General features: G+C 56.5%; 19 protein-coding genes. 13 read left to right on the top strand and 6 right to left on the bottom strand.

Annotation, left to right across the window (positions count from 1 at the left end):
• Positions 1–451: 451 nt before the first annotated feature.
• The gene (locus ACNQP3_RS24915) at positions 452–1,795 is read right to left on the bottom strand and encodes an OprD family porin (RefSeq protein ID WP_059183356.1); all 1,344 of its coding nucleotides are present in this window, start codon (positions 1,793–1,795) and stop codon (positions 452–454) included.
• A 404-nt stretch (positions 1,796–2,199) separates the two neighbouring features.
• On the opposite strand from ACNQP3_RS24915, the gene ACNQP3_RS24910 reads away from it, so the two are divergent.
• The 7 genes from ACNQP3_RS24910 (at position 2,200) to ACNQP3_RS24880 (ending at position 12,788) form a co-directional block, all read left to right on the top strand.
• On the top strand, positions 2,200–3,471 hold the full coding sequence (locus ACNQP3_RS24910) for a TolC family protein (protein WP_139139817.1): 1,272 nt from the start codon (positions 2,200–2,202) through the stop codon (positions 3,469–3,471).
• Between the two features lie 68 nt (positions 3,472–3,539).
• Positions 3,540–4,790 (top strand): efflux RND transporter periplasmic adaptor subunit, encoded by a 1,251-nt coding sequence (locus ACNQP3_RS24905; RefSeq protein ID WP_059183355.1) that lies wholly within the window; start codon positions 3,540–3,542, stop codon positions 4,788–4,790.
• Between the two features lie 24 nt (positions 4,791–4,814).
• On the top strand, positions 4,815–7,976 hold the full coding sequence (locus tag ACNQP3_RS24900) for a CusA/CzcA family heavy metal efflux RND transporter (RefSeq protein ID WP_059183354.1): 3,162 nt from the start codon (positions 4,815–4,817) through the stop codon (positions 7,974–7,976).
• Positions 7,977–8,138: 162 nt separating this feature from the next.
• The gene (locus ACNQP3_RS24895; protein ID WP_059183353.1) at positions 8,139–8,462 is read left to right on the top strand and encodes a DUF2790 domain-containing protein; all 324 of its coding nucleotides are present in this window, start codon (positions 8,139–8,141) and stop codon (positions 8,460–8,462) included.
• 202 nt (positions 8,463–8,664) lie between these two features.
• Complete coding sequence (locus ACNQP3_RS24890; RefSeq protein ID WP_059183352.1) at positions 8,665–10,662, top strand: heavy metal translocating P-type ATPase; 1,998 nt, start codon at positions 8,665–8,667, stop codon at positions 10,660–10,662.
• Between the two features lie 690 nt (positions 10,663–11,352).
• Complete coding sequence (locus tag ACNQP3_RS24885) at positions 11,353–12,030, top strand: hypothetical protein (RefSeq protein ID WP_060494134.1); 678 nt, start codon at positions 11,353–11,355, stop codon at positions 12,028–12,030.
• A complete protein-coding gene (locus ACNQP3_RS24880) occupies positions 11,967–12,788 on the top strand; it encodes a sensor histidine kinase (RefSeq protein ID WP_256560056.1) in 822 nt (273 codons plus the stop codon). The genes ACNQP3_RS24885 and ACNQP3_RS24880 overlap by 64 nt, the downstream gene beginning before the upstream one ends.
• A 7-nt stretch (positions 12,789–12,795) precedes the next feature.
• Here the strand turns inward: ACNQP3_RS24880 and ACNQP3_RS24875 are convergent, their stop codons facing one another.
• On the bottom strand, positions 12,796–13,206 hold the full coding sequence (locus ACNQP3_RS24875) for a MerR family transcriptional regulator (protein ID WP_059183350.1): 411 nt from the start codon (positions 13,204–13,206) through the stop codon (positions 12,796–12,798).
• Positions 13,207–13,842: 636 nt separating this feature from the next.
• Here ACNQP3_RS24875 and ACNQP3_RS24870 point away from each other — a divergent pair.
• The 3 genes from ACNQP3_RS24870 (at position 13,843) to ACNQP3_RS24860 (ending at position 17,563) form a co-directional block, all read left to right on the top strand.
• Positions 13,843–14,280: a disulfide bond formation protein B gene (locus tag ACNQP3_RS24870; protein ID WP_059183349.1), complete on the top strand. Its 438-nt coding sequence runs from the start codon at positions 13,843–13,845 to the stop codon at positions 14,278–14,280.
• Entirely contained in the window at positions 14,277–14,921 is a 645-nt protein-coding gene (locus tag ACNQP3_RS24865) for a DsbA family protein (protein ID WP_059183348.1), read from the top strand. The genes ACNQP3_RS24870 and ACNQP3_RS24865 overlap by 4 nt, the downstream gene beginning before the upstream one ends.
• A 554-nt stretch (positions 14,922–15,475) precedes the next feature.
• A complete protein-coding gene (locus tag ACNQP3_RS24860; protein ID WP_059183347.1) occupies positions 15,476–17,563 on the top strand; it encodes a heavy metal translocating P-type ATPase in 2,088 nt (695 codons plus the stop codon).
• A gap of 444 nt (positions 17,564–18,007) precedes the next feature.
• Here the strand turns inward: ACNQP3_RS24860 and ACNQP3_RS24855 are convergent, their stop codons facing one another.
• From ACNQP3_RS24855 to ACNQP3_RS24840, 4 genes are all read right to left on the bottom strand, one after another.
• A complete protein-coding gene (locus ACNQP3_RS24855) occupies positions 18,008–18,232 on the bottom strand; it encodes a hypothetical protein (RefSeq protein ID WP_059183346.1) in 225 nt (74 codons plus the stop codon).
• A 129-nt stretch (positions 18,233–18,361) separates the two neighbouring features.
• Positions 18,362–19,387, bottom strand: coding sequence for a hypothetical protein (locus tag ACNQP3_RS24850; protein ID WP_059183345.1), 1,026 nt, complete (start codon positions 19,385–19,387; stop codon positions 18,362–18,364).
• A 297-nt stretch (positions 19,388–19,684) separates the two neighbouring features.
• Positions 19,685–20,992: an OprO/OprP family phosphate-selective porin gene (locus ACNQP3_RS24845; protein WP_009395904.1), complete on the bottom strand. Its 1,308-nt coding sequence runs from the start codon at positions 20,990–20,992 to the stop codon at positions 19,685–19,687.
• Positions 20,993–21,202: 210 nt separating this feature from the next.
• Entirely contained in the window at positions 21,203–22,171 is a 969-nt protein-coding gene (locus tag ACNQP3_RS24840) for a LysR family transcriptional regulator (RefSeq protein ID WP_059184118.1), read from the bottom strand.
• Positions 22,172–22,428: 257 nt separating this feature from the next.
• On the opposite strand from ACNQP3_RS24840, the gene ACNQP3_RS24835 reads away from it, so the two are divergent.
• From ACNQP3_RS24835 to ACNQP3_RS24825, 3 genes are read left to right on the top strand one after another with little or no spacing between them, the layout of a single operon-like run.
• Positions 22,429–22,848: a GtrA family protein gene (locus ACNQP3_RS24835; protein ID WP_004576062.1), complete on the top strand. Its 420-nt coding sequence runs from the start codon at positions 22,429–22,431 to the stop codon at positions 22,846–22,848.
• Complete coding sequence (locus ACNQP3_RS24830; RefSeq protein WP_033726583.1) at positions 22,814–23,797, top strand: glycosyltransferase family 2 protein; 984 nt, start codon at positions 22,814–22,816, stop codon at positions 23,795–23,797. The genes ACNQP3_RS24835 and ACNQP3_RS24830 overlap by 35 nt, the downstream gene beginning before the upstream one ends.
• A complete protein-coding gene (locus tag ACNQP3_RS24825) occupies positions 23,791–25,245 on the top strand; it encodes an ArnT family glycosyltransferase (protein ID WP_004576064.1) in 1,455 nt (484 codons plus the stop codon). Before ACNQP3_RS24830 ends, ACNQP3_RS24825 begins: the two co-directional genes overlap by 7 nt.
• The last annotated feature ends 40 nt before the right edge of the window (positions 25,246–25,285 follow it).

The following is a 25,285-nucleotide window of genomic DNA, read 5'->3' as shown; positions in this document are numbered from 1 at the left end:
ACGCGCGCCGGCATTATTGAAAGGGATGGTAAATCAAAATGAGCGCGTCGGGGCTCAAATGACGGATTTGTAATTTCTAGGTAATACAGTTGATAGTCTAGCGGTATATCTTGTCGCGGTTTGGGTTTGACAGTTGCGGGCCCTCTCTCCAGCAGGTGATTTGACCTTATGAAGTATTGGGTTATTTTCTTCTTTGTGCTGGCTTCGTTCCGCTCAGATGACGGCGAGGTCGCTCACATCGAGGAGACTGGTCATTGGTGTAGTCATGAACTTCACCGACATGCGATGCGTACAATCGAACGCTTACTTGAATTCTAGGCAAAAAAAAGGCGCCCAATGGGCGCCAAATATTCACCTTTTACCAAAGGAGCACTTAAGCCTCTCAAGGTGAATTCGTAATGCTCGTTGTGCTAATAGGACCAGCTAATGAATAACTGGTCCGGCTAGCGAATTACAGAATCGAAAGCGGGTACTCGATGATTACACGAGTTTCATCCAGATCAGATTCGAATGCAGTGGCACGCGTTGTTGCCTGGCGCAACCGGAAGGACAGATCTTTTGCCGGACCGGTTTGGACAACGTATTTGACTTCGACGTCACGTTCCCAACGCTTCTGATTGTCGAGCGGGTTGCCGTTGTCGTCAGTGCGCATGTAGAACTGGTTAGCGTTCGAGTAATCCGCGCCCGAGCCTCTGGCGTAGCGGGTCATGAACGTCAGGCCTGGAATGCCGTAGCTGGTGAAGTTCAGGTCATAGCGCAGCATCCAGGAACGCTCTTTCGGCGAGTTGAAGTCGCTGTACTGGATGGAGTTGTCGACGAAAATCGAGTCCGACTGACGTAGGTAGTCGAAATCGTCGTCTCCGTTGTTGCGCTGGTGCGACAGGGCCAGGGTGTGGGCACCGTAACGCACGCCGACCTTGGCACTCCAGATGTTGTTGTCAAATTCACCCAGGCGCTTCTTACCTTCATCTACGGCTTTGTAGTAGTTGAAGCCACCGATCAGCGCCAGATCGTCGCTCAGCGGGTAAACCACGCTGGTGCCGGCGTAGTACTGATTCCAGACGTCTTTCAGCTGGCTGGCATAGACGCTCACAGTCCAGTTGTCGTTGACCGAGTAGTCACCACCACCGTAACCGATCCATGGCGAGTTGACCGGGCCGCCGTAGAAGGTCACGAAGTTGTCGTTCAGGTCACTGGAGACTGGCTGGCTCATGGCGTGCAGTCGACCACCCTGAAGGGTGAGGCCCTGGATGCTGGTGTTCTCAACGGTCACACCGCGGAAGCTTTCAGGCAGCAGGCGAGAGTCGCCGGATGCAACCACCGGTGTCGATGGGAACACATCACCCACTTTCACGATGGTATCGAACAAGCGGACCTTGGCTGCGCCGCCTACCTTGGTGTATTCGTCGCGAGCTTCGCCCTTGTTATCAACAGGTAGCACGTCGAAGGAGCTACGGCCGCCGTTGCGACCATCACCGGTGTCGAGCTTAAGGCCGATCATGGCGAAGGCATCAACGCCGAAGCCAACGGTACCCTGGGTAAACCCAGAGTTGAATTTGCTGATGATCGCGTGCGCCCAGGCTTCGGAGTAGCCGTTGGTATTGCCCTTGCCACTGTTGTAAGTGGGGGCGGTGCTGTCGCGGTTATCACGGTTGAAGTAGAAGTTACGGTTCAGCACTGTAAGGCTGCTGCCTTCAATGAAGCCTTCGGGCTTGTCTTCAGCTTGTGCCGAAATAGCATAGCTTCCAGACAGCGCAGAAACTGCCGCCAGGTACAGTGGTACTTTGATTTTCATCCGATGCTCCTTTGATTCACGGCAGTTTTTATTATGTTTACCTGCGCGGGTGTCGTTAATTGTTCTGACCCGGCGGTGCGCCTAGCGTAGCGCGAGCTCATATTTGCAGGCCGAAGATAACGGGAGGGTGATAGGATAATTACAATTTCGTCATCTGCCAGCTATTTGGCGCTTCTACACCGCGTGTTTGCCATCTCCGTTGCTTGTAACGAAATCATAGTGCCGGGTTGGTTTTCCCAGTATTTACGGGCATTACAGAGATTTCTTACGAAATTGTAATTTTCTAGCCACCCCTCTGATAGCTACCGCTCATTAGAGTGCCATCACCTAATCAAGTGGGGCTTGGCAGCTGTTTCGGCGTTCTCGCCAAGCTTTATCGAAGTTTGTGCACGAGGACCATCAAAGTGCCCCGGTATAACCGCAATGTCTTATCTAAGACCTCCGTCACTCCTTGGAAGATCGCCGCCCTTTGCGCGGTCATGGCCGGGTTGATGGCCCCAGAAGCACTTGCTCAAAGCATCAGCTTGCCCCAGGCGCTTTCGACGGCCATGGATGCCAACCCTGACCTGGCCGCGGCCAGGCAAGAGATTGGAATCGCTGATGGTGCTCGCAAGCAGGCCGGGCTTATCCCCAACCCCACTATTTCGTACGACGTAGAAGACACCCGTCGTAACACCAGCACGACGACCGTGTCGCTTAGCCAGACCCTGGAGCTGGGGGGTAAGCGAGGAGCTCGTGTCGACGTCGCCACTTACGGGCAGACCGCCGCACAGCTGGAGTTGGACCGTCGCGTGAACGGTCTGCGTGCAGACGTCGTACAGGCCTTCTACGCCGCGTTGCGGGCCCAGACAGGCCTTGACCTGGCCAAACAATCTCTCGAACTGACTGAGCGCGGCCTCCGCATCGTCGATGGCCGTGTTCGCGCAGGTAAATCGTCCCCAGTAGAGGCCACCCGCGCCCAGGTGCAACTGGCCGAAGCCAAGCTTCAAGTTCGACGTGCCGAAACGGAAAAGACGACCGCTTACCAGCAGCTCGCGCAAATTACCGGGAGCTCGGTCACGGTCTTTGATCGACTCGAATCGCCAACCCTCTCCCCGGGGTTGCCACCGCAGACTGAAGAGCTGCTGGCAAAGCTCGATCAGACCGCAGAAATGCGCCAGGCCGTGGTGCAGATCGACAAGAGCGATGCCTCGCTCGGTTCAGAGAAAGCTCAGCGTATCCCGAATCTTACTGTCAGCGTAGGCAGCCAGTACGACCGCTCTGTGCGCGAGCGGGTCAACACTGTGGGCCTGTCTATGCCTCTGCCGCTGTTTGATCGTAACCAAGGCAACATTCTTTCCGCTTCTCGACGTGCCGATCAGGCCCGAGACCAGCGCAATGCTGTGGAGCTGCGCCTGCGCACCGAAACCCAAACCGCGTTGAACCAGTGGTCCACCGCAATGCAGGAGGTCGAGTCCTACGACAAGACCATTCTGCCGTCAGCCCAACAAGCCGTAGAGACCGCAACCCGCGGCTTCGAGATGGGCAAATTCGGCTTCATCGAAGTGCTGGATGCCCAGCGCACCTTGATCGTCGCTCGTGGCCAATACCTCGAATCGTTGGCAGCGGCGACCAATGCGCGTGCGCAGGTGGAAAGGGTTTATGGCGAAGTCGGCTCAACTGCCGGCGCTCGCTGAACGGGCCAAACATTTTCTTCGGCACCCAGCCTTGAACAAGCCGGTGCCAACGATCAGCAGGAGTAGCAATGGATAATAAACGCAAGATCGCCCTCGCGGTAGCCGCTGTGGCAGCCCTCGGATTTGGCAGCCTTGCCTGGAACAACAGTTCCGAGCAGCAGGCCGCTAGTACCGCCGAGCACGGTGCTAACGACGGTCATGGCGACGAAAAGAAAGCCGCATCTGCCGCCATAGAGGAGGGTGATGAGGGTCATGGAGAAGAGGGCCACAGCGAAGAGGGTGGTGAAGAAGAGGGCAAGCTGACGCTCAGCGCTGAACAGATCAAGGCAGCCGGTGTTGCCCTGGAAGCTGCAGCGCCTCGTGATCTCGGTACTGTCGTGAGCTTCCCGGGCGAGATCCGCTTCGACGAAGACCGCACTGCCCACGTCGTTCCTCGTGTCCCTGGCGTTGTTGAAGCGGTGCAGGCGGACCTGGGTGAGACGGTCAAAAAGGGTCAGGTCCTCGCTGTAATCGCCAGCCAGCAGATCTCTGACCTGCGCAGTGAACAACAGGCCGCACAGCGTCGCGTCGAACTGGCGCGTGTGACCTTTGAGCGTGAGAAACAGCTGTGGCAGGACAAGATCTCTGCTGAGCAAGACTACCTCCAAGCACGCCAAGCGCTGCAAGAAGCGGAGATCTCCTTGGCCAACGCCAAGCAGAAGGTCGGCGCGATCGGTGCCTCGGTTAACTCCGTTGGCGGTAATCGTTACGAACTCCGAGCTCCCTTCGACGCCGTGGTAGTGGAGAAACACCTGACCGTTGGCGAAGTCGTTAGCGAGGCGACCAACGCCTTCATCCTTTCCGACCTGAACCAGGTCTGGGCAACCTTCGCCGTCCCACCTACAGATCTGGGCAAGGTCACGACTGGTCGTGCGGTGAAAGTCTCTTCGCCTGATATGAACGTCGAGGTCGAAGGGAAGGTGGGTTATGTCGGCAGCCTGCTGGGCGAGCAAAACCGTGCAGCTACTGTCCGCGTCACCTTGACCAACCCCAACGGTGCCTGGCGTCCAGGCCTGTTCGTGAACATTGCGGTCACTTCCCAGACTGATCGAGTTGCCGTAGCGGTCCCTGAGCACGCAGTGCAGACCGTTGAAGACAAACCCTCGGTATTCGTACGAACCCCAGAAGGTTTTGACACCCGCCCGGTAAAACTGGGTCGTCGCGACAATGGGTACGTGGAAATCATCGACGGTATTGAAGCCGGCGCCCAGGTAGCAACCAGTGGCAGCTTCACACTCAAGTCTGAGCTCGGCAAAGCTTCTGCCGAACACGGTCACTGATGCGAACTGACAGGATGATTTCTCATGTTTGAACGTATCATCAGATTCGCCATCGAGCAGCGCATCGTAGTAATGATCGCTGTTCTGATCATGGCGGGTATCGGTATCTACAGCTATCAAAAGCTGCCCATCGATGCGGTACCCGATATCACCAACGTTCAGGTGCAGATTAACACTGCAGCGCCTGGTTATTCGCCTTTGGAAACCGAACAACGGATCACGTTTCCTGTTGAAACGGCCATGGCCGGTCTCCCGGGCCTTCAGCAGACCCGTTCCCTGTCTCGCTCTGGCCTGTCTCAGGTCACCGTGATCTTCAAGGATGGCACTGACATCTTCTTTGCCCGCCAGTTAATCAACGAGCGGCTGCAGGTTGCGAAGGAACAGCTGCCAGACGGTGTAGAAGCCGTCATGGGTCCGGTATCTACCGGCCTCGGCGAGATCTTCCTGTGGACCGTTGAAGCCGAAGATGGCGCGGTCAAAGAGGACGGTACACCGTACACCCCGACCGACCTGCGCGTGATCCAGGACTGGATCATCAAGCCTCAGCTGCGCAATGTGCCGGGTGTAGCGGAGATCAACACCATCGGCGGCTACGCCAAGCAGTTCCTGGTTGCGCCGGATCCAAAGCGCCTGGCTACCTACAAGCTGACCCTCAATGACCTGGTCGCAGCGTTGGAAAGTAACAACGCCAACGTCGGCGCCGGCTACATCGAGCGTAATGGTGAGCAGTTGCTCATCCGTGCGCCAGGTCAGGTAAGCAGCATCGAAGACATCGCCAACATCGTGATCACCAGCGTGGATGGTGCACCGATTCGCATCAGCAGCGTTGCTGACGTCAGCATCGGCAAAGAGCTCCGAACAGGTGCTGCTACTGAGAACGGCCGCGAAGTCGTGCTCGGTACTGTGTTCATGCTGATTGGTGAAAACAGCCGTACCGTATCTCAAGCTGTCGCCGCCAAACTGGCGGACATCAACCGCACCCTGCCAAAGGGCGTGGTGGCCGTGACCGTTTACGACCGCACCAATCTGGTTGAAAAAGCCATCGCTACGGTGAAGAAGAACCTGGTGGAAGGTGCGATTCTGGTAATTGCCATTCTGTTCCTGTTCCTCGGCAACATCCGTGCTGCACTGATCACCGCGATGGTGATCCCGCTGTCCATGCTGTTCACCTTCACAGGCATGTTCAACAACAAGGTCAGTGCCAACCTAATGAGTTTGGGGGCACTCGACTTCGGCATCATCGTCGACGGTGCTGTGGTGATCGTAGAAAACGCGATCCGACGACTGGCTCATGCGCAGCATAAGCATGGCCGCATGCTCACCAAAACCGAACGCTTCCATGAGGTCTTTGCTGCGGCGCGAGAAGCTCGCCGGCCGCTGATCTTCGGTCAGCTAATCATTATGGTGGTGTACCTGCCGATCTTCGCCCTCACCGGCGTCGAAGGTAAAATGTTCCACCCGATGGCCTTTACCGTCGTGATGGCGCTGCTGGGAGCAATGATCCTGTCCGTTACCTTTGTTCCTGCAGCTATTGCCATGTTCGTCACTGGCAAGGTAAAGGAAGAGGAAGGCGTGGTCATGCGCACAGCTCGACAGCGCTATGAGCCAGTTCTGCAATGGGTGCTGGGACATCGGAACATCGCTTTCTCGGCCGCAGTAGCCTTGGTCGTGCTCAGCGGTGTACTGGCAAGTCGGATGGGTAGCGAGTTCATCCCAAGCCTCAGTGAGGGCGATTTCGCGATGCAGGCGATGCGTGTGCCTGGAACGAGCCTCACTCAGTCCGTAGAGATGCAACAGCGCTTGGAGAAAGCGGTGATGGCGCAGGTTCCCGAGGTAGAGCGGATGTTCGCTCGGTCGGGTACTGCAGAAATCGCTTCTGACCCAATGCCGCCTAACGCTTCCGACGCCTACATCATGCTCAAGCCGCAGGACCAGTGGCCGGACCCCAAGAAGTCACGTGATGAGCTAATCGCTGAAGTGCAGAAAGCCGCTGAAGGTATTCCAGGGAGTAACTATGAGTTGTCCCAACCAATCCAGCTGCGTTTCAACGAACTGATTTCGGGTGTGCGTAGTGACGTCGCTGTGAAGGTCTTCGGCGATGATATGGACGTGCTCAACAATACTGCCAACAAGATCGCAGCAGTGCTCAGAGCGGTCCCGGGCTCGTCGGAAGTGAAAGTTGAACAGACATCCGGTCTGCCGGTCCTAACCATCAATATTGACCGTGAAAAAGCTGCGCGCTACGGCCTAAATATCGCGGATGTTCAGAACTCGATCGCTATCGCGGTGGGTGGCCGTCAGGCCGGTACGCTGTATGAAGGCGATCGGCGCTTCGACATGGTGGTACGCCTGCCTGAGACCGTTCGCACCGACGTGGCGGGTATGTCTAGCCTGCTGATCCCGGTACCTGCCAATGCGGCCCAGGGCGCCAATCAGATCGGCTTCATCCCGCTGTCGCAGGTTGCGAATCTAGACCTGCAACTGGGACCGAACCAGATCAGCCGCGAGAACGGCAAACGTCTAGTGATCGTTAGTGCAAACGTTCGAGGCCGCGACCTGGGATCCTTCGTTGAGGAAGCAGCAGCCTCGCTGGATACTAAGGTGCAAATTCCCGCCGGCTACTGGACCACTTGGGGTGGCCAGTTCGAGCAGCTGCAGTCGGCAGCCAAGCGTCTGCAGATCGTTGTTCCAGTCGCCTTGCTGTTGGTCATGACCTTGTTGTTCCTGATGTTCAACAACCTGAAGGACGGCATGCTGGTCTTCACTGGTATTCCATTCGCACTCACTGGTGGTGTTGTGGCGCTGTGGCTGCGGGACATCCCTCTGTCGATCTCGGCAGGTGTCGGCTTCATCGCACTGTCCGGCGTTGCAGTACTGAACGGCCTGGTGATGATTGCCTTCATCCGCGGGCTAAGAGAGGAGGGGCGGACGCTCAGGCAGGCAGTCGATGAAGGCGCATTGACCCGTTTGCGACCTGTTCTGATGACAGCTTTGGTAGCGTCCCTGGGCTTCATCCCGATGGCTTTGGCCACCGGTACCGGTGCAGAAGTTCAGCGGCCATTGGCGACAGTGGTGATTGGTGGGATCCTGTCCTCCACCGCACTGACCTTGCTCGTACTGCCTGCCCTGTATCACTGGGCACACCGTAAGGATGAAGACGGCGAGGAGGCCGAAGTGGTTAGCTAACAGCCTCCGCTAGAGAGAAGCCCACAACACGTGTTGTGGGCTTTTTTGTTTAAAGTGAAGTAGATGCACTTACCTTTCAAAATTGTAAGTTTCTCGTCATGCCGGTGATGCCTATGCATTGCTAAGGTTATGCCCGAGAAGATTTGAAATTGAGAGGGTTTTATGAAAAAGATAATTATCGCTGCTGCACTTGTTGTTTTCTCGATGGCTTCGCAGGCCAACACTTTCTCCGAGAGCAAGCAGCTGCAATACACCAAGGAACACCAGACCGCAGTGGCTACGTACGCAGAGAAGAATGGCAAGCCAATGCCAGAGATTCAGGATTACAAATATGGTATGAAGATAGACGTTGCTAAGTTCGTGCGTCAGTCGCAGGACCCCCGTACTTGCCAAGTCTACCCACGGTTGATGACCTTCGAGGACTCCCAGGGCACGCTCAAGACCGTTCGTTACTCGATGTATTCGCAATGTATCAACAACAAGTAGTAAGCAAGTTGAACAGAACAACTAGAGCATTCATAAATGCCAGGCAGCGCCTGGCATTTTTTATTACGCCCGATACCACCATAGGTTCGGAATGTTAACGCCTGGGCCCGGGCAAACCGTGCATTAGATGTTAGCTAATTAATAGCGACGGCTCCCAACTGCAGAGGGCAATTGGAAGCCTTGACCCCAGAAGGGACGAGTTATGAAGAGTTTGATTGAACGCCCTGATGATCAAGCCGGGCATGAAGGTCATAGCCATGAGCATGGCGGCATTTTTGGCATGAACACCGAGCTGATTTTCGCGCTGATCTGTGGTGCTCTCCTGGGGGCCGGAGCCCTCGCAGGAAAACTCGACCTAATTGATCGACTACAGCTGGTTTTGTACGTGTCGGCCTACGTTTTCGGTGGATGGTTCACCACCAAGGAAGCGATCAGCAATATCCGCCAGAAACGCTTTGACATCGATTCGCTAATGCTTCTCGCCGCAGCCGGTGCCGCGAGCATTGGCGCCTGGGCGGAGGGGGCTCTGCTGCTGTTCCTGTTCAGTTTGGGGCATTCCCTTGAAAGCTACGCGATGGGGCGGGCGAAGAAAGCGATTGAGGCTCTGTCCAAGCTCGCACCGGCCACCGCTATCGTACGCAGAACAAACGGAACGCAGGAAATGCCGGTGGAGCTTCTCGTTCCCGGTGACGTTGTCATCGTGCGTCCCAATGACCGCCTGCCTGCCGATGGCTTTGTGGTTGTAGGCTCCTCAAGCATTAACCAGGCGCCGGTGACCGGTGAGAGCGTCCCCGTTGACAAGCAGCCTGTAGTTGATGCTGAACTCGCACGGAGCAAGCCAGATGCAGTGGACGCAGCCTCCAAAGTCTTCGCCGGTACCATCAATGGCGAAACGCTCATCGAAGTTGAGGTAACACGTCGCTCCACTGAAAGTACTCTGGCGCGGGTCATCAAGATGGTCAGTGAAGCGGAGGTCAGGAAGTCACCGACCCAGCGATTCACGGACCGCTTTCAACGCGTATTCGTCCCGTTAGTTTTGCTGCTAGTGGTAGGGTTGATCTTTGCCGGCATTTTCCTTGACGAGCCGTTCCGTGACTCGTTCTACCGGGCGATGGCCGTACTGGTTGCAGCCAGCCCCTGCGCGCTTGCGATCGCAACACCAAGCGCCATTCTATCGGGCATCGCCAGGGCAGCTCGTGGTGGGGTACTGATCAAGGGCGGTGCGCCGCTTGAAGAGCTTGGCTCCTTGAATGCCATGGCATTCGACAAGACCGGTACCCTGACCGAAGGGCGCCCACGTATCACCGATGTAATACCCGTAGGCGGTACGCAGATTGAGGATTTACTAAACGTCGCCATCGCAGTGGAGTCGATGAGCGACCACCCGCTGGCTGCGGCAATTGTGCGTGACGGTGAAGAGATGATTGGCACATGGCGCCGATTCCAAGCCAAGAACATGACCAACATGATTGGTCGCGGCGTGCGTGCTGAGCTTGATGGGCAGTTCGTCTGGATTGGCAAGGTCGAGATGTTCGGTACTGATGGTGTTCCCGCACTGAGCAAAGCAGCCTTGGAGGCTGCAGAGCGTCTGCGTCAGTCGGGCCGCACTACCATGGTGGTACGTCGCGCCGACAAGGATCTGGGCGCTATCGGGTTACTGGATACCCCCCGAGAGGGAGCCAAAGAGGCACTCCAAAAACTCAGAGAGATGGGCATCGGCCGTATGGTCATGATTTCTGGTGACCACAACCGCGTTGCGGAAGCTGTAGCCAGACAAGTTGGCTTGGATGAGGCTTGGGGAGACCTGATGCCGGAGGACAAGGTCAAAGCCATCAAGAATCTCCGCCTTAGCTCCAGTGTAGCTATGGTGGGTGACGGCGTGAATGATGCCCCTGCCATGGCCAACTCAAGCGTGGGCATCGCAATGGGAGCTGCGGGATCCGATGTGGCTCTGGAAACGGCTGATATCGCGCTTATGGCTGACGACATCAGGCAACTCCCCTTTGCGGTGGGGCTGAGCCGTCACACGCGATCGATCATTCGCCAGAACCTGTTCGTCAGCTTGGGGATTGTGGCCATCCTCGTTCCGTCAACCATCATGGGTTTGAGCATTGGCGCTGCTGTTGCGATCCATGAGGGCTCAACACTGTTGGTAGTATTCAACGCCTTACGTCTGTTGGCCTACCCTAAAGGCACCTAATTTTCATTATAAAAATGTCCCTGTCGACATAGAGAACGGCGCTTTTTATCGCTGCTGGTGCCCAGCTTGGTGAACAGTCCCTGAGCTGGCGCATCCCTGTCCGATGACATCGCGCCGCCAGGCTATCCGGGCATGCTGATTTTTACGATCCGTCCGGGTATCTAAACCAGCGGTCTTGGTTAAAACCAAGGGGGTAGGCCCGGAACGATGGCGCTTGTCACTGATATGTTTGCCGCAGAGATTCAGGAAAATGACGTTGCCTAGCTTGCCATCGCGGTCAGACAGCATGGGCGAGAGTGGTACCAGCTGCCGATGGAAGATGATCAACCACTTCCAAAGCCGTAACAGCCATCTCGTTGCGGAGATCAAGTTGATTTTACTTAGACCGGAAGACTTGGAGCGGGGGCTTGGCTAAATCTTCTCCATATTCCGGCGAGTCCTCTTCTGGCATCGGATTTGCTGATCCTCAGTGCGCCTGCTTTTACGTTGCTTCGCAGAGTGCGAAAATTGAAGGTTTCTATGACCGGTGAACAGCTTTCTTAGCCAGAACGTGAAGATTGCAGTAATGCTGCGATGGAGATATCCCCCAATACTGGGTAAGCCCATTCTTTTCCCCATGTATAGGGGAGGTGAATTAGCAACTTTCTCGGCCGGCACCTGCTAAGGACCTGCCGAGGACCAGGAGGCGTGATGGGATTGTTTTCTGGACGGATGCGCACCTGGCAATTTCGGGCGAGGCCTCCTGAGCGTTCTGAACCGCTCAACCTGATGCTGCGTTTCTCGCTGACCAGTTTCATCATCATCGGCGCGGTGGCTCTCGGCCTTGCCGGGTTTTCAACGCGCTTTCTGGTCAATGAAAGCTTGGAACGCGATGCGTTGCTTTCGGCTCAATTCATCCAGTCGATCGCCGTTGGTGAAATTCGTCACCATGACCTGACGGGGATGAAGATGGGTGACGTCTTGTCCGCTGTGCGTTACGGCATGCTCACGCGGGGCACCGCAGAGAATCGTCAGCGGGCGCGATTAGAGTTTCTCGATCACCTGTCCAACCTTCCAGACCTTCTGTTGGCCACCATCTTCTCGCCGGACAAAGAGGTCATCTGGTCCACCAACCCTCAATTGGTGGGCCGCAAGCTTGAACACGATAGCGTGCTGGATAGCGCTTTTCGCTCAGGGGGCGAGTCAGTGCCCGGTACGACGAAGTCGAGCCTGGCAAACCAGAGCAACAGTTCACTCGGTCACCGAAAATGTTCTTCGTCGAGAACTACATTCCCTTGCTGGATGATCAAGGCAAGGTCTTGGCGATGGTCGAGATCTACAAGGAGCCAGTCGATCTCTTCGAGCGGTTGGAGCGCGGTCGCAGGCTGATCTGGGCCGCAACAGCACTGGGTGGGATGGCAATCTACTTCGGTCTGTTCTGGATCGTGTGGCGAGCGGCGCGACTGCTGACCGAGCAGCAGGACCAGTTGGTGGCAAACAAGACGTATGCCGGCTTGGTGGAGATGTCCACCGCAGTCGCACACAGTCTGCGCAACCCATTGGCAAGCATCCGCAGCAGTGCGGAACTGGCACAGGTCATGCCAAGTCAGCCAGCCGTTGGAAACATCGCGGATATCATTGCGCAGGTCGACCGGATGTCGGGGTGGGTGAATGATCTGCTGCAATACCTGCGGTCGCTGCGCGGCGAGGCAGAATCCGTGGACCTGGTGGCCATCACCCGTGAGGCGGTGAGCAGTTTCGAGGCACAGCTTCAGCAATCGCGGATTCGCACTACGCTGGCGATCAGCGGTAAGGTCGAGGTGATCAGTCACACCTTGTTGCTGGGACAGGTCCTCAACAGTGTGCTGGCCAATGCGATCGAGGCGATGCCAGAGGGCGGAGAATTGCGCTTGTCGCTAAAGCGCTCAGGCACCGCCGAAGCACTTCTGTTGATTGACGACACCGGCCCCGGGATTTCCCGTCAGCAGGAGATATCCGCGTTCAAATCGTTCTACACCACCAAGCAGGGTGGCCTGGGCATCGGCCTGTTCATGGTCAGCCAGGTGATGGAGCATTTTGGCGGCGAGGCGACGTTGCTCAACCTCGAACCGCAAGGCACCCGAGCCAGCCTGCGCTTCCGTTGCTGAACAAGAGTCAGCAGTCGTGCCGGGTCAGCGACTCGATGATGCGACACTCTTCGATCACACCGCCTTTGCAACATCCCAGCAGCCGCTGCAATTCAGCCTCAAGGGCTTTCAGGTCGCGTATGCGGCTTTTCACCTGACTCAATTGTTGGGCGACCTTCGCGTCCACGGCCGCACAGGACGCTTCGCGGTGGTCAGCGAACCCCAGAAGCTCACGGACATCATCGAGGGTGAAACCCAGGCCACGGCTGCGGCGCACAAACAGCAGCCTGTCACGCTCAGCTTCCCCGTAGATCCGGTAGCCCGCGGCGGTGCGGCCACTTGGCGGCAGCAGCCCGAGCTGCTCGTAGTAACGGATGGTCACGGCCTTCGTCTGCGTCGCCTTGGCCAGTTCACCGATGCTCAACGTTGTTTCGCTCATGGAGCTTGACCTTATAGTTGCTATAACCCTGAGTCTACGCGAACCGACTTGAGGGAGCGAACTGCATGAAGTACGGCGCGGATCTATGTCCTTGTGAGTAGTGGGGCGACACGTTTGCCGCGAGGGCTGCTTGTGGCCGCTTGGTTTCTCGCGTTGGCGCTGAATGTGATGCTCTGGGGGCAGGAAGTGGTGTTGGCTCAAGCGCCTGGGGTGATTTGTCTTGTTCAGTTGATGCTGCTCGTGCCAATCCTGTGGCTGGCGTCGACAGCGCTGTATCGCCACGGCCAGAGCGCCCTTTATCGGGGGCTACTCTCAGCGGCAGCAGCAGGCACGCTGGCCTCTTCGATCTGCTGGTGTATTTGCAGCCGGACATTGGCCCAGCAGAGGGTAACATCCGCTGGGTTCGACATGCCGGCGAAACCATAGGGCCGCTGCCTTCGGCATTGCTCGCGGTTCTGATCGTAGTCTGCTTACTCAACTGCCAACTCCAGGCGTACTGGGAGGCCCGGGCAAGTCAGTGATACGCACAGAGCACCAGGGTTGACCTTATAGCCGCTAGAACCCTGATGCTTATACTCAGACCCTCGACAGTGTTGATTGTCGATTCCGCCTCAGAACTCGACCGGGCTTCTCTCTATGGATGCAACATCAAAAACGTTACCGAGCGACGCCGGGCTGCTGTTCACGGCTTGGTTGCTGGCACTCGTTTCGACGCTGGTAGTGCTGTTCGTGGGTGAAGTTATGGGGCAGGAGCCCTGCGTGTTGTGCTGGTATCAACGAGCGTTCATGTTCCCGCTGGCCATCATGCTTGCCGTCGCGACGGTACGGTGTGATTCGGACATCTGGCGCTATGCCGTACCACTCGCAGCCGCGGGTTGGCTTGCAGCCCTGTATCACAACCTTTTGTACTTCGCCGTCATCCCGGAAGCCATCAAGCCCTGCGGCACAGGTCCTTCATGCTCAGGAGTGGACATGACGATGATGGGCGTACTGCCCTTGCCCTCACTCTCGCTGGCTGCATTCACCCTCCTGATCATTCTTCTCTTGCTTCTTCGTCGGAACGCCAAACCATGAGCAGACGCACTGCGGTCATCATCATCAGCCTCCTTGCCATCGCGGGTTTCCTGGCGGCTGCATTCATCTACAAAGGTAAAGAGCCCGCACCGGAGGTGGCCGTGCCGGTGCAATCCACCAGCGCGCTGCTGCGTTTCAATGCACCCAGTTTCGGGCCCGCCAAGGCTCCAGTCACCATTGTGGAGTTCTTCGACCCATCATGTGAAAGCTGCCGGGCGTTCTATCCGATCGTCAAACAGATGATGGCCAAACACCCCGAGGACGTCAGGCTGGTCCTGCGCTATGTGCGCTTGCACGTTGGCTCTGAGGAGGCCATTCGCTTACTGGAGGCTGCGCGCAAGCAGGGTGTATTTGCGCCTGTGCTGGAAGCCGTCCTGGAATCTCAGCCGCAATGGCATGACGACGCCACGGCTGCGGCTGCGTGGGAAGCCGCTGCCTTGGCCGGATTGGACGTCGACAAAGCGCGCTCGCACATGATGTCGCCGGACATCATCGCAGCCATCGAGCGAGACACTCAGGATGCCAAAACACTGGGGGTCAAAGGCACGCCGACATTCTTCGTGAATGGCAAGCCGCTGCTGTCATTTGGTGCGCAACCGCTGTACGACCTGATCCGTAGCGAGATCAGCCAGTCACGCTGAGCGTGACCTAACTGTCAACGATGCCCCTTGTCCCTATAGTCGCTATAGGGTGTTTACTGATGTCCATCGATGCTCAGGAACTGCCTATGAAAAGCTGCTGCGGTGACAAACCCTCCAACACCAAAGGCGCTGTCGAAGTGTTCGACCCAGCGGCAGCGGCTGATGTGAATGCTCAATCCTCATCCTGCTGCCAGGGGAATTCGCCGAAGCTGTCTGCCCAGGAGTCTGGCCTTTACAAGTTAGCCGAGCCGGTAGGTAGCCCTGCACCGGACAAGCAGGAAGAACAAGCTGATGCATGCTGCACCTCAGGGGAGGCGTGCAAGGTTGAGACTGAGCAGTCCTCGGTCGAGAGCTGTGCGACAGGCTGTTGCGCTTCGTCTCCGGTTGCACGAGCCGCATCGTCCTCCACGCTGTATGCACTGGCGGAGCCAGCAACTGCCGCGAACGCTTCTACTCCGCTGTTCGTCCATGCCAGCGCTAATGTGAAGGTTGATGAATCGCGTGCGCCCACGGGAGAGCGGCGCGGTCAGTTCGAAAGATTCAGCATCGCCCAAATGTGCTGCCCAACCGAGCAGACCATGATCGAAGCGAAACTGAAGAAGGTCACCGGCATTCATGCCCTGGAATTCAACATGATGAACAGGACGATGGGTGTCTGGCACGAGCTGGCTGACAGTAGCCAGATCGTGGCCGCCATTCATGCACTGGGCATGCAAGCCGTGCCGGCGGCTTCGTCTGGGCAGGGCAGCGACTCGGCAGCCAAGGTTGTAGCGCCCAATGCCCACGTAAGCCGCTGGTGGACCATTGGATTGGCCGGGATCGCCGCAGTGTTCTCGGAAGTGCTGCACTTCACCGCCGCCGCACCTGAGTGGGTGGTGGCCCTTATGGCCTTGTTGGCCATCGCGTTGGGAGGTCCGTCCACCTACAAGAAGGGTTGGATTTCGCTGCGTAACCTGAACCTGAACATCAATGCGCTGATGAGCATTGCTGTCACGGGTGCGGCGCTCATTGGCCAATGGCCGGAAGCGGCGATGGTCATGGTGCTGTTCACGCTGGCCGAGCGGGTTGAGGCGAGATCCCTGGATCGCGCACGCAATGCAATCAAAGGCCTGATTGATCTGACGCCTGACCGCGCCACAGTGCAGCAGCACGATGGCAGTTGGCGGGAGGTCGAGGTCAAAGGTGTTGAGCTGTGGGCTATTGTGCGCGTGCGCCCAGGCGAGCGCATAGGCCTGGATGGTGAGGTGATCTCGGGGAGTTCGGCGGTCAATCAGGCTCCGATCACCGGTGAGAGCTTGCCCGTGGACAAGACTGTGGGTGACCCCGTGTATGCGGGCACGGTCAACGAGTCTGGCTCGGTCGAGTACCGCGTGACGGCCAAGGCCAGCGATACGACATTGGCGCGGATTATCCACGCGGTCGAGGAGGCACAGAACTCGCGGGCGCCGACTCAGCGATTCGTGGATCGTTTCGCCCGAATCTATACACCGGCAGTGTTCTTTTTCGCGGTTGCCATTGCGGTCGTCCCACCACTGTTCATGGCTGGCGTCTGGACCGAATGGATCTACCGTGCGCTCGTTCTGTTGGTGGTCGCTTGTCCTTGCGCGTTGGTCATTTCAACGCCGGTAACCATCGTCAGCGGGCTGACTGCCGCGACGCGGAAGGGGATTCTCGTCAAAGGCGGTATCTACCTAGAGCTTGGCGCCAAGCTCAGTTTCATTGCCTTCGATAAGACCGGGACACTGACACATGGCAAACCCGTACAAACAGATTACCGTCTGTGGGGTGAAGTCGCTGACGTTTCCCCTGAACTGATCGCGGCCAGCCTGGCGGTCCGCTCCGACCACCCGGTTTCCCAGGCAATCGCCAAAGCAGCGTCGGATTCGCTGGACCAGTTGGCCGATGTCGAGCAGTTCGAGGCGCTGCCAGGGCGAGGCATCCAGGGTGTCATTGGCGGTCACCTCTACTACCTGGGCAATTACCGCCTTGTCAGTGAGCTGAGCTTGACCACACCCATCCTTACCGGCGCCATGGATGCGCTGGAGCGTGAGGGTAAAACGGTAGTTGCGCTGCTCGACACACAACGTGTGCTTGCCATTTTCGGAGTGGCCGACACTATCAAACCTTCGAGCCAAAAGGCCATCGAGGCTCTCCACCAACTCGGCATCAAGACTGCGATGCTGTCTGGCGACAACGAGCATACCGCTGAGGCCATTGGTAGGAGCCTAGGCATCGACCAGGCGCGCGGAAACTTGCTTCCAGCAGATAAGCTCGATGTGATTGGCAAGCTCCAGAAGGCCAATCATATAGTGGGCATGGTAGGTGACGGTATTAACGACTCGCCGGCGTTGGCTAAATCCCAGATCGGCTTCGCCATGGGCGCAGCAGGTACCGGTACCGCGATTGAGACGGCAGATGTCGCGCTGATGGATGACGACCTGCGCAAGGTCCCTGCATTCGTGCAACTGTCGCGGGATACTGTCAGCATCCTCAAGCAAAACATCTACTTCGCGCTAGGGATCAAAGCACTGTTTTTGACCTTCACCCTGATGGGGCTCGCCACGATGTGGATGGCAGTTTTTGCGGACGTGGGGGTCAGTTTGCTGGTGGTACTAAATGGTCTGCGGCTCTTGAAAAAGTGAATGGCCCATTGCTGAACGGCCTGAGATCTTAGAGCGCAATTCAATCGCAAGGGAGTGGTATAGCAAAAATGATGAGCGGTTACCCTGCAATTGCCCTACACGCCTAACATTTTCTACCTAGGCTCGTGACGTGCCCAAATTAAAGCGGCGAGGGTGCATGAAGATATGCGTGAAGTGGTTTGGGTCGTAACCTATTCGTGGGCATTTGAACAAGCTCGCGAACTTGGCTGCGTCATAGTAAAGCTCACCTGCGACCGCGCTCGCCCTGACGCGCATCGCTTCTCTGAGTCATTGGGCTTTGTGCCCAGCCATATCAGGATTCAAAATGAAATTCTGAATGAAGGCTCTGCAATAGCGAGAAAGGCTGCCTTGATTAGTGGGCCAGCTGATCCTGGAGTAGAAGCACCGGGCGGGCGCAGATAGCGCACGACCGGTGCTATTCACTCACTCGTCGATACCGATACGCTTGAGGCTTTCAAGGGCCTTACCACACTCAGGTGAGCCATGCCGTAAACCGCAGGCCAAGGCAGCTTTGAGGCTCATCACACCGCCTACAAAACCGACTTGATTGCCGACTCCGTGTCCGTCCGAAAATCCCTGATCATACGCAATCTCGACAAGCGCATTGATCGCCGCCAGGGTGTCTTGTTTGTTTTTACTGTTCTGCATATCTACTCCGCGAGCATTCAGCTCATATCGCTCGGTTAGGTGGCGGCACCTTCAGGTTTGGGCTGAGCGAATCCCGCTCCCATAGCCAATCCCTTCAGGGGAGGGCAAAGCCCCGCCACCGAAAGAAAATCAGCTATTGAGAGCAGGTGGCTCGTTTTGGTCATCGGTGCTGCTCGCATCCCCGCACTGGCACTGAGTGGGTACATCCGGATAGCCGCTGTGTTTCTCGATGAACAGCGTTCGGCAGGTTTCGCACCCATAGATCCGCGGCAGAGACTTCAAACCCTCTGGCAACACATCGCTCAGAGGCTCGTTATGCCAAGGAGCTCCGTCAAGGATCCTGGAGCGCAGGATGTTTCCCAGGCGCCAGGTGTCACTTTGTGCGCGCCAGGACCACATCGGCGCAGAAAGCGAATACTGGATGAAGGTCTCTTGTGACTGCCTGGCGAGCGGGTACTTGGGGCGGGTCCAGCCGGAATCGATGATGCTGAAACCCATGCCCATTTCTGCGCTCGGATGGGTCTTTTCACCAAAGAAACGGTCATGCGTCGCTGGAGCCGTCGCATGATGGTCAGTCGGTGGGAATACCCACAAATAACACTCATCTCGGTTCACCATGCTGATGAGCTCGCTTGGCCCGCGCATAGGGGAATTTGCAGCCAAGGCGAAGCGATCCTTCCACGACATGTTGGGAGGCGGCGCAATACCAGCAGCGATGGCCAACGTGGCCGTCTTGGGGACGAACCGATCGCCGAGCTCGTTCAGATCCAGATTCTTGCAGAGGGCTTTGAAGGCCTTTTTGCGAGTCTTCGAGGTGAAGGTGGGGTCAAGAAGCAGGCGAACCTGGTTCACGCCGATTCCCGCGGTTCGTAGCACCTCGATGACCTCTTCTGCCACACCGACTGCTTGAAGATCGGTCAATCCCAAGCACTTTTTCGCACGCTCGACCGCCGCGTAGAGGTTGTACTGCCGTGTGTCGTTGTCACGACTGACCTGGATTGGGAGCTTGTCTTGGGAGGCTACTTGCGGTGCAACGGAGCCGATGGCCGCGTGGAACAGCTGGTGGATGTCCTGGTGAGAATACAGGCGGCCAGAAGCCGAAAACGAGGCGTGCAGCTGAGCAGCGAGAGGTTGAAGCAGCTTTTTGGCAGACATGACTATCCCCTAAAGAGCGACGTTGGGGTAGCTGCGCTTGTAGGGCCGTTAGACGCGAAGCTGGACGTCGAATCAGGTTCAATCATGAGTAGGAGTCAGGTTTGATTTGCTTGCACGGCCACCATGCAAAGCCCGACGCGGCAATCACACCAGATTCGCCGAGCGTTGGCAAGAGAGGTCATCGGTAAGCAAAAGCAGGTAGGAGGAGGGCGCTCCATGCTTGATCACGTCAGAAACAGGAAAGCCGGAAGCACATACAGCGCTTCCGGCTTTCTCACGTCAGACTGATGAGAGGGATCAGAAGACGTATTGCAGACGGGTCACGATGGCATTGCCGCTGTCGTCGCCCACGGTGTTCTCGTTATTGTCGGTACGCACGTTGATGTAGTTGGCACTGACTTTCACCGCCTCGTTGACGTACCAGTTCACACCCACAGTGTGGCTCTTGGCCTTGCGCTCGTTTGATTGGTCCGCTGCGGTGACCAGGTTGCCGTCTTCGACCTTGATATCGTCAAAGCGGTAGAAGACTTCCCAGGCCCCCAGTTCCTTGTTCTCTGGTTTGATAGTGTCGAACTTGGCACCGTCGAGCTTGTAGATACGCGGCTCGCCGGTCAGGGTGTAAGCCATCTGGGCGTAGTAACCGGAGGCCTTCATGTCGTTGTTGGCCTGGTCAGCTTTCAGCTTGCGGCGAAGGTATTCCGCTTGCACCGAGAACGGGCCGGTGGCCCAGGCACCTTCGAGACCCCAGACCGAATCGTCCTTCCACAGGCCATCTTGTGCGGCGGCACCGCCAAACAGCATGCGGTTACCGTTGGTGCCGGCATCGCCGCCGCCATTGGTATCTACACCGCGAACGCCCAGACGCGAACGAATCCGGGTATCGACCGCACTGTTTTTGAGGTCGCGGTAAGCGTACTGAGCACCGACGTGCAGGACGTTGCCATCACTGTGCAGTGGTGCGAACACGCCACGTACGTTGTAGCGCTTGGTGCTGTCGCCATCCGAGTTGTTGTTGGTTTCACTGAACACGCTACCGGAGACATAAGCCATGTCAGCGATGGTGCTGGTGGCTTGTACACCCATGCCGGCGTTGTCGTTGATCCAGTCCGCCAGGTCGTACGAGAGGTTCCGCTCCATGGCGGTGGTCCACTTCGAACTTGTGGCTTTCTCAAGACCGAAGTCGGTATAGAAACGGCCGAACCGCAGTTGGACCGGCTTGAAGCCGGTGTAGGTCAGGCTGGCTTCGTCGAAGTAGCCGTCGGAGTCGTTGCCCGTGTTGCGGGAAAGGTCGTAGTTGAGCTGATACTTCCAATCGCGGTACAGCACGCCGCCGAGCTCAAGGTAGGCGCGACGGAAGTACCCTGCGTCAGCGGTATCGCCATTCTTGGTGAAGACACCATCGAACCGGCCGTAATCGGCCTGAACTCGGCCGCCCAGTTTGAAACTGAATTCCTTGTCAGAAGTCGATACTTCAAGACCGCCCTTGGTCTTCAGAACGATGTCAGCTCCGTCAGTGGTTACTGTTCCGGAGAATGCTTGCGAGGAAAATGTGCCTATTATTGCGGCAGCCAACAGCTTTTCCCGCATGTTCGAAGAACGGATCATTGCTTGCCTCTCGTATGTTAAGTGCTTAGGTACCGACGTTGTGTTTCGCCCTGCGCCGGCCTAAATTGATCTTGCAGATGGGAGCAGGCCACGGTTGTCACCTGCTGTAACAAGATGCCTTTGTTCTAAGCACTCTGACTAGATTGCAAGCGAATATGACAGTTGTGTTTCTTAAGTGTTAACGGGAGAGTTTCAAACCTAACAAAACTGTTACCGAACAAGCCAGTCTTTCTTATCAAAGAAGCTCTTCTTGATCAATCTTCGAATTTCCAAAACCTGGGGATTACGTATCAATTTCGATTTGATAACAAGATAGACATCTTTCTCCTCCAGGTCGTCCAGGAAACCCGGCACGGGTAGGATATTTCTCTCCAGTTTTCGGCTGTAGTCGGGCAGCACTCCAATACACGCACCACCAACGACAAGGCCTCGTGATAGGTTGTAGCTCTTGACCCGAGTGGTACCGCCCTGATGCTCAGACATTATCGATGCCCACTTTCGTGAGCCCGCCAAGATCTCTTCATCCCAAGGGACAACGAGCATGAAGTTGTGCAAATCCAAGCTCTCCACAGGAAGGGTGACGCTCCTTGAGTAGCGGCTGGAAATGAACAGCGCGTGCCCAATCCGGCCGAGCCGTTCAAACCTATACGTAGGATGGCGATCAAAAGCGCCCTCATCATCTGGGCTCACGAAAGCGATACCCACATCGACTTCACACTCAGAAAGCATCTGCGTTGTGCACTCTGAATGGATTTCCAGCCGCATTTCGGCATGATCGCGTACGTAGGCGACTAGATCGCGGTTCACGATGTCGCTCAGCACTGGCTCTGTGATCGCGATGGTAAGCCTGGAGTCCTCCTTTTCACCAGACTTGCCCAGGCCTTCAGGGCCGAAGAGTTGGCACAGGTACTGGCTGACCCTCTCGCCTGTCCGGGTCAGAGCAAGCTTGTTGTGCTTGTAGACAAACACGGGAGCACCAATGTGCTCTTCCAGTTTCTCCAAGCGTTTGCGAAGGCCTACCACTGGCACATTGAGCCCTCGGGCAGCCTGTTTGAAACTGGCACAACGTGCTGTTGCGAAAAACTCTACGGCCAGCTGATCATCAATTGGCAGATCATCCAATATGTCAGGACTGTAAGAAACAACGCTGCTTGTATATGTTTCATTTTGTGTAACCATTCGATCCCCCTTCATTCGGGGAATCTAGCTCAATGTCGTCTGACATTTCCTTATCTTGACAACATTGTAATGCACAGGTCATGCGTGCGTTATTGGCAGGCCTTTATTTCAAAAGCGTAATCCTCAGGCAATCCCTCTGATATTGTAGCGTGCTAGTCTAGTGCGCCAACTCATTACTTATCATATATAGATTCAGCTAATTAAGCATTTACATTTAGTTCACTGTTTTTTCACCTTTGCCTCCATAGGCTTTGGCCATGGAAAATCAAAACCCACCTCTTATTACCTTACTAATTCGTTATCTGGGGATCGGCTTCATAGCAACGGGAATCCATTACGTGGTGTTCCTAGTGCTGGTTACGACAGAATTTGCTACTCCGTTGCTGGCCAGTATCTGTGGCGGCATGGTTGGCGCAATCGCAAGCTTTATTGGAAATAGGGCGCTCTGTTTTGTGGCAGATGGCTCTCGTAAGTTTCAGCCTGTCAGGTTTGCACTGGTCGCGTTAGCCACAAACTTCGGCAATGGCGTGGGTATGTGGTTCCTCATCAAGTCGAATCTGTCACCGCTTATCTCCCAAGTCCTAGTGACCTTAAGCCTCACTGCACTTGGATTCATTGCACATCGTTTTTGGACATTCAATCATGCAGACATTACATCGCTTTCCCGAGCGCCCTGATCCCTTGTTAACCATCGTGGTCCCTTGCTTCCAGGAAGAGGAAACCATCCCCGAGTTCCACCAGCGAATCACCCGCGTGGTTAAGCGCTTACCCGTCTCCTGCGAAATCCTCTATGTCGACGACGGCAGTAGTGACCGGACAGCCGACATTCTTCGCCACTATCAGGATGGGTCATCTGTACGTTGCCTGTCCCTGAGTCGCAACTTCGGTAAAGAGGCTGCACTGAGTGCCGGGATAGATCATGCCCGTGGCAGTGCGCTGATTTTCATTGATGTCGACCTGCAGGATCCACCAGAGCTCATCGCGGCCATGGTGGACTACTGGCAACGCGGCTACGACGTAGTGAACATGCAGCGCAACTTGAGAATCGGTGATTCGTGGTTCAAGCGCATGAGTGCCCGGGCTTACTACTGGGTCATGCAGCGCCTGGTGGAGAAGGTGGACATGCCGGCCGATGTCAGCGATTTCCGATTGATTGGGCCTGCGCCGCTGGCAGCACTGCGGGCGCTGGACGAACGCTCCAGGATTCTCAAAGGCATGATCGGCTGGGTAGGCTTTCGTACTATCGAACTGCCCTACAATCGCACTGTTCGCCATGCCGGGAGCACCAAGTGGAATGCATCTGGCCTGTTCAATCTGGCCATCGAGAGCATCGTCAGCTTCTCTCGCAAACCGCTGCGCATTTTCAGCCTCATCAGTTTCGGACTATTCGTCTCCAGCATCTGCTACATGCTCGCGTCGCTTGTGGCAGGCAGTTTCGACATCCATCACCTGATCGTCGGAATGGCTTCATTCATGTGCGTCGGTGTCGCCATGGTGGGAGAGTACCTGGGCGTGACACTCGCGGAAGTGAAGCGCCGGCCTCTCTATTTCCTGAAGCACAGCAACAAGGTAGATCCCGTGTCACTCCACCCTTCGATGGCTTCGATCGAGGGTAAGAAATGCTGAATCTGAAGAACGAGAGGACGCTGTGGTTGATCCTGGGTTCGATTTTGCTATTGCGCTTGGTGGGGCTGGGCATCTACCCGCTGATGGACACATCTGAGGCCCGCTACGCTGAAATGGCTCGCAAGATGGTCGAGTTGAATGACTGGATCACGCCCATGTTCGACTACGGGGTACCATTCTGGGGCAAGCCTCCGTTGTCCTTCTGGACTCAGGCCGCGAGCATGACGGTCTTCGGCGTTAACGAGTTCGCTGCGCGTTTCCCAGCGTGGCTACTACACCTGGCAAGCTGTTTCATCATCATCAAACTCGGTACGCAGCAGATTTCTCGTAACGCCGGCATCTGGGCTGCCATTATTTTTTCCAGCACCACACTTGGCCTGGTCTCCAGCGGTGTTGTGCTGACTGACCCTGTTTTGTCGTTCTCGATTCTGCTGGCCAGCTACGGTTTCTGGCGTTGGATGAAGTGCGCCAGCAAGGCGGATGCCTACCTGATGTTCGCAGGTCTCGGGCTGGGCTTGCTTGCCAAAGGGCCGCTGACCCTTGTGCTTATGGGGGCGCCGGCATTCGCCTGGTTCGTTATCTACAAGGAATGGGGACGGGTACTGAGGCTTCCCTGGATTAGCGGCCTTGTGCTCATGTTCGGTATATCCGTGCCGTGGTATGTCGCGGCCGAAATGAAAACGCCCGGCTTCATGGAGTACTTCTTCGTTGGTGAGCACTGGAGCCGCTACGTCGTCAGTAACTGGGCAGGGGACCTCTATGGTAGTGCTCATGCCAAGCCGTACGGCAGCATCTGGATCCAGCTCGGATTGTCGCTACTGCCATGGGCCTTGTTCCTACCACTGTTGATCCGCAAGCGTGGATCGATGCAGCGCTTCGAAGCCTACCTCTGGCTGTGGGCCTTGGCGACACCGGTCTTCTTCACATTTGCAGGCAACATTCTGTGGACCTACCTGCTACCCGCGCTGCCAGCGTGGGCCTTGCTGCTGTCTGCACGGGTCAGCGAAGTTGGCCCGAAGACCACCTGGGCTGCCGCTGCGAGCGCATTGGTGTTGCCAATCATCGGTGCGGGCATCATCTACGCCGGGGTACTAGAGGAGCGACCTCAGAATCAGCGAGATGTGGTTCAAGCCTGGCTCAATGTGCAGTCTGCTCATTCCGCTCCCCTGATCTATCCTGGCCGCCGCTCATACTCGTCGGAGTTTTACAGCAGCGGGAAGTCCGAGAACATCAAGGATCCTGCCAAGTGGCCGCAGGATGGCTCGTTCTATCTGTCCAGGCGCTTGCGAGACAGCAAGGATGGTCTGCCCGCTGATCTAGCTTGCACATCGATTACCGAAGCGAACGCCAGCCAGCTCCTGCTGTGCCATTGGAAGCGTACCGCACAAGGTGCCGAGGGTCTGGCCGGAGAAAGCAATGCGGAAACGCCTCGCAAGAACGAAGGCTAAATTCCAAGCACAAAAAAGCCAGGTTTTACCCTGGCTTTTT

This window comes from Pseudomonas sp. LFS074, from assembly GCF_047978165.1.
GTDB lineage: Bacteria > Pseudomonadota > Gammaproteobacteria > Pseudomonadales > Pseudomonadaceae > Aquipseudomonas > Aquipseudomonas putida_P.
This window is presented reverse-complemented; position numbering and strand designations above follow the sequence as displayed.

Excerpts from the sequence above, each read along its gene's own strand:
- ACNQP3_RS24915 (WP_059183356.1), bottom strand. The coding sequence starts at position 1,795 with ATGAAAATCAAAGTACCACTGTACCTGGCGGCAGTTTCTGCGCTGTCT.
- ACNQP3_RS24905 (WP_059183355.1), top strand. The coding sequence starts at position 3,540 with ATGGATAATAAACGCAAGATCGCCCTCGCGGTAGCCGCTGTGGCAGCC.
- ACNQP3_RS24900 (WP_059183354.1), top strand. The coding sequence starts at position 4,815 with ATGTTTGAACGTATCATCAGATTCGCCATCGAGCAGCGCATCGTAGTA.
- ACNQP3_RS24895 (WP_059183353.1), top strand. The coding sequence starts at position 8,139 with ATGAAAAAGATAATTATCGCTGCTGCACTTGTTGTTTTCTCGATGGCT.
- ACNQP3_RS24890 (WP_059183352.1), top strand. The coding sequence starts at position 8,665 with ATGAAGAGTTTGATTGAACGCCCTGATGATCAAGCCGGGCATGAAGGT.
- ACNQP3_RS24885 (WP_060494134.1), top strand. The coding sequence starts at position 11,353 with ATGGGATTGTTTTCTGGACGGATGCGCACCTGGCAATTTCGGGCGAGG.
- ACNQP3_RS24880 (WP_256560056.1), top strand. The coding sequence starts at position 11,967 with ATGGTCGAGATCTACAAGGAGCCAGTCGATCTCTTCGAGCGGTTGGAG.
- ACNQP3_RS24875 (WP_059183350.1), bottom strand. The coding sequence starts at position 13,206 with ATGAGCGAAACAACGTTGAGCATCGGTGAACTGGCCAAGGCGACGCAG.
- ACNQP3_RS24870 (WP_059183349.1), top strand. The coding sequence starts at position 13,843 with ATGGATGCAACATCAAAAACGTTACCGAGCGACGCCGGGCTGCTGTTC.
- ACNQP3_RS24865 (WP_059183348.1), top strand. The coding sequence starts at position 14,277 with ATGAGCAGACGCACTGCGGTCATCATCATCAGCCTCCTTGCCATCGCG.
- ACNQP3_RS24860 (WP_059183347.1), top strand. The coding sequence starts at position 15,476 with ATGTGCTGCCCAACCGAGCAGACCATGATCGAAGCGAAACTGAAGAAG.
- ACNQP3_RS24855 (WP_059183346.1), bottom strand. The coding sequence starts at position 18,232 with ATGCAGAACAGTAAAAACAAACAAGACACCCTGGCGGCGATCAATGCG.
- ACNQP3_RS24850 (WP_059183345.1), bottom strand. The coding sequence starts at position 19,387 with ATGTCTGCCAAAAAGCTGCTTCAACCTCTCGCTGCTCAGCTGCACGCC.
- ACNQP3_RS24845 (WP_009395904.1), bottom strand. The coding sequence starts at position 20,992 with ATGATCCGTTCTTCGAACATGCGGGAAAAGCTGTTGGCTGCCGCAATA.
- ACNQP3_RS24840 (WP_059184118.1), bottom strand. The coding sequence starts at position 22,171 with ATGGTTACACAAAATGAAACATATACAAGCAGCGTTGTTTCTTACAGT.
- ACNQP3_RS24835 (WP_004576062.1), top strand. The coding sequence starts at position 22,429 with ATGGAAAATCAAAACCCACCTCTTATTACCTTACTAATTCGTTATCTG.
- ACNQP3_RS24830 (WP_033726583.1), top strand. The coding sequence starts at position 22,814 with ATGCAGACATTACATCGCTTTCCCGAGCGCCCTGATCCCTTGTTAACC.
- ACNQP3_RS24825 (WP_004576064.1), top strand. The coding sequence starts at position 23,791 with ATGCTGAATCTGAAGAACGAGAGGACGCTGTGGTTGATCCTGGGTTCG.